This is a genomic window from Alkalibacterium sp. m-11 (genome assembly GCF_054658155.1).
In genome coordinates, this window is sequence record NZ_BAAGIR010000683.1 from 1 (window position 1) to 218 (window position 218).

1 pseudogene is annotated in these 218 nt (G+C 40.4%); it reads left to right on the forward strand.

Annotation, left to right across the window (positions count from 1 at the left end):
• Positions 1-122 precede the first annotated feature (122 nt).
• Positions 123-218, forward strand: a pseudogene (locus ACYQ2O_RS13915) (IS200/IS605 family transposase); the annotation flags it as partial.

A 218-nucleotide genomic window follows, 5' to 3' on the forward strand; every position in this document is an offset into this window, starting at 1 on the left:
GGGATGATAGCTCGGCAGGGATGAGGGTTCGCTTTGGCGAACTCGAAAGCCCTGTGATATATTCGAATATTTTTTGAGTATGTTCGGTATGTTTTCATACACGTATAGAGTATAATGGATACATGGAAAATTACCGTAGAACTAAAACAACCGTCAGCCTCATCAACTATCATTTTGTGTTTTGTCCTCGGTACAGACGAAAGATTTTCTTGAATCCC